The sequence below is a fragment of the Mesorhizobium sp. M0408 genome, from assembly GCF_040321495.1.
Lineage (GTDB): Bacteria > Pseudomonadota > Alphaproteobacteria > Rhizobiales > Rhizobiaceae > Mesorhizobium.
Map to the genome: position 1 here is coordinate 1 of NZ_JAMYRO010000071.1, position 3111 is coordinate 3111.

2 protein-coding genes and 1 pseudogene are annotated in these 3111 nt (G+C 58.6%); 2 read left to right on the forward strand and 1 reads right to left on the reverse strand.

Annotation, left to right across the window (positions count from 1 at the left end):
• Nucleotides 1–242: 242 nt before the first annotated feature.
• Nucleotides 243–554: a PilZ domain-containing protein gene (locus NKI67_RS33690; protein WP_352649154.1), complete on the reverse strand. Its 312-nt coding sequence runs from the start codon at nt 552–554 to the stop codon at nt 243–245.
• Between the two features lie 1059 nt (nt 555–1613).
• Between NKI67_RS33690 and NKI67_RS33695 the strand changes: the two genes are divergently transcribed.
• Together NKI67_RS33695 and NKI67_RS33700 are read left to right on the forward strand one after the other, a co-directional pair.
• Nucleotides 1614–1955 (forward strand): hypothetical protein, encoded by a 342-nt coding sequence (locus tag NKI67_RS33695; RefSeq protein ID WP_352649156.1) that lies wholly within the window; start codon nt 1614–1616, stop codon nt 1953–1955.
• A gap of 130 nt (nt 1956–2085) precedes the next feature.
• Nucleotides 2086–2290 (forward strand): annotated as a pseudogene (locus tag NKI67_RS33700) (transposase); the annotation flags it as partial.
• Nucleotides 2291–3111 lie beyond the last annotated feature (821 nt).

The following is a 3111-nucleotide window of genomic DNA, read 5'->3' on the forward strand; positions in this document are numbered from 1 at the left end:
TCACCACCGTGCCATGGCCGCTCGCCCTTCAGAGCAAGCGCCGTTCTCTCTCCAAAACTTTTTGCAGAACCTTCAGGACACTATCACACCAGAGCCGTGAAAGCGGTTTCAAGGACGGCTGCGCAGTTCACGTCCTGTCCAGGCTGTCCTCGGCAAGAGTGTGCGGTGCAACTTGTGCTGTTTGGGACATGAAAAATAACTGGCGAGTGCCAGAAAAATTCTGACTTTCATCTTGCCGTCGGTCAGCCGCAGTGAAGTTTCGGTTTTGGCTCGGTGCCGGTGAATTTGACGCCGATGCGATCGTTGCGACGCCAGCGAACCTCCGATCGATAGGCAACTCCATCGACCGACACGTAGAGCAAGAAGCGATCGGGAACCCGGGCATCGGGCGCGACCTTCAGCTCAGCGCCCCCTTCATGCTGATTGCGCAAGGTGCAGCTGATCTCGGAATTCTGGATCCCGGTGATGATCGTCCCGCCCTTTAGCACACGTTGGCGGCGCTCGCGCCGATGCTCGTCGGAATTCTCATCAACTGGGTTCGCGGTGTTTGCCATCGATAGAATGTCAGATCAGCTGAATTCGCCCCTAGGTATACCGAACACAGGCGCGCAGCAATGTTGCCCTATTACGTGACATTACAGGGCATGCTCAGGTGAATCTGTCGGGTCGCGCAGAAAAAAGGCAATGATCTAGCAAAGGTCCCGCGTTTGCCGACATGCCGATCAACACGGTTTCCAAGCTTCTGGTCGACGCCGACCTAAATGCTGACCTTCCGGCAGACAGGCCCAGTAGCCGTCGAACTCCACCTCGTGTATCCAGGCGTCGCCCTCGGGCGGCTTCTCGACCAAGGTCGGCATCAAGGCTCAATGAACTCCAGCCGGCTGGTGCCCGCGCCTGCCCACCTACGCAAGGAACCGAGTCTGGATCGTGAGATCCGGCGGCGAGGGCAACGGAACATAATCAGATTACCAAATTAGCAATGATGCATGGGATGGCCTATAACTTGCGCAACCGGCGAACGACCGAATTGCCGCTAGTTAGCGCCAGCGGCCGCTGGTCACCCCCCGATTGGCTGCCGGGCCGTTCCTATCAAACCGCTACGCTCGATTGATCGGCTACTCGCGACTATCGAAAGCCACCAACAGGCCAAGGGCCGCAGCGACTTCGAGGATAGCCTCGGTTATATGGTCGTCGCATACTGTCAAATCAGGCGCAGACTGCCGAACGTGGTATAATGCGGCTTTGACCGAGACGGTGTCCCCCCGGTCCGCCCTGTTGAGGATTGCGGCAATCGCCTGTTCTAGAACTGGACCGACCCTTTGGACGATGCTCATCCACCTTCCCCCCCGGGAACGCTAGCGTCAAAAATAACGTGTTCGAGGCCGGAATGCAACCGATGGGCGAAATCGCGACTATTTTTTCGGTCTAATCGTTGCGCATCTGCAAAGGAGACCGAAGGCAAACATGCCGCAGCGGAGCCAAGGGCGATGAATCGTCTCAAAAGGCCTATCGTTGTTAGAGTTACAAAAGTTGAACTTCATCGGGGAACACTCCTTCTGTCTGCCTGTTCAATTTGCCAGGCGCATCCCCCGCATTCAGACAGGAGAAAGAAGATGAAACGCATCCTTTTGGCTTCGGCCGTGCTGGCGCTGTCGGCCGGGCTTTCCTTTGCCCAGACGACGAGCGGAACCTCGACGAGCGGAACCTCGACCACGACAACCATGCCCAGTACGACGGATCAGGGCACCGGCACGACGAGCAGCGGGACCAACATGTCCGGCGATCAGGGCACCGACACGACCACCACCAGCGGCACCACAAATCCGAACTCGGCCAGAGACTGCGCGCCCGGCCAGCAGACTGGCAGCGCTCAGCAGGCGGCGCCAGGTCAGCAGGACACGACAGCCAACACCGCCGCGCCAGGCCAGGTGAAAAAGACCGACGAAGGTTGCTGATTGGCACATCGGCACAGGTTGGAATCACCAGCGTGTGGCTGGCCAGTCTCCCCCGACCACCGCCTGAACTCAACTCGGCTGGCGAGCAAGTTGCCGCCAGCCGAGCATCAGTCCAGGAACTCTGCGCGTGATTGAGCGGCTCAACGGCGAGATTAAGCGGCGCGCCGAGGTCGTCGGCATCTTACCCGACTAGGACGCTATCGTCCGCCTCGTAGGCGCGCTCCTGCTCGAGCAGAACGACGAATGGGCCGTTCCAAGCCAGATACATGACAGTGGAAACCATCAGCCAAATGAGCGATGATCCGCTCATCAGCCTGCTAGCGGTGGCACGCTGATCATCCCGGCCCCCATGCCGGAGAGCGCGGCGACCAAGCCGTCAGCTTCACCACATCCTGGGACACGATCTGAAAATGGGTTTAGCCAAAGACTTGTCTAATGTTGCGCTCACATTCAATTGTCCGGATTGCTCCTATCCGGCAGTAAGGAAAGGCTCTGCACTAAGAACGATCGCGCACTTCAGATGCCACGGGTGCAACGCCAAGGTGCGGATCACTTATCAGCAGAAGCTAGCAATCTTCGAACAGCACAGGCTATCGGCCGCCCAGATGGCGTTGCGACAACTCAACTCTGCTTTGCGGTAAGCCTAGGCGGCTTTGCCCAAGGGTGAGGCGCGGCATGGCCGGTGTCGCCCTAATCCTGATCCCGGAAGTCCAGCAGCGAGGCGTTGCGTAGACCCTCTTCGCGGTGCACATGCTTACGCGGCCAATCAGCCCCGGCTTAGACCCATTGGGTGGCTGGGCGTTCATGCCCTTTGGCGGCGGCCCGGCATGCTCCTGGCGCCGCTTCCATAGCCGCTCGCGGGTCGCTCGGGTGCGCCCAACGCCGAGCAGCTGGCCGAATGCGGTCGCCGGACTTTGTGCCGGTCGGGGCTAAAGAGTGCCCATATCAAATGGAGTGAAATCCTTAGTCGTTCCTTCATTCATCTTGGCTTAAATACTTCCATGGAATGGGGTTCCCGTATCTTGAGGCGGTTTGTTCGCCGTCTGCGACAAACAGGCGAGAGCGGCAACATTGCTACTATTTTTGCTCTGTCTTTGCCGATTGTCGTCGGCGGTGCGGGCCTCGGTATCGAGACTTCCTATTGGTATTACAGCAG